Source organism: Liquorilactobacillus sicerae, from assembly GCF_029916425.1.
Classification (GTDB): Bacteria; Bacillota; Bacilli; order Lactobacillales; family Lactobacillaceae; genus Liquorilactobacillus; species Liquorilactobacillus sicerae.
The window spans coordinates 1-404 of sequence record NZ_JAHAVQ010000334.1; the positions used below are offsets into that span (position 1 = coordinate 1).

A 404-nucleotide genomic window follows, 5' to 3' on the forward strand; every position below is an offset into this window, starting at 1 on the left:
GTATGAGCACCCAAAATAACTGATATTTTTTTAAAACGTCGTGCTAGGGATTGATCGGTTGGCAATCCTAAATGAGATAACAAAACTCTGATATCGGATTGGGCAACAACTCGACTAGATAATTTTTCAAGTGTTTCAACAGGTTGGGTTGGCAGCCAATCAAGTAGTGGATAAGTAAGATCATAAGCAGCAGTTAGACCAAAAGCCGAAATTCGTGTTCCTTTCGGAGTTACGAAGACACGATATTCTTCGGCCCATCTTGGCAAACTGCGATCATTTTCGAAAATATTTGCCAGCAAAACAGCAAACCTGCGCTCCGAATAAATATCTTCCATTCGATCATGCGGAAGCCCAAGCCCCTCATTATTACCAATCGTGACTCCATCAAAAGCGCAATCATTGAG

At 41.6% G+C, this 404-nt stretch carries 1 protein-coding gene; it reads right to left on the reverse strand.

Translation table 11 applies throughout. The annotated features are described in order from the left end of the window. Positions 1-404 (reverse strand): metallophosphoesterase family protein (locus KH893_RS12710; protein ID WP_486606312.1); only part of this gene is annotated, 404 nt, incomplete at both ends.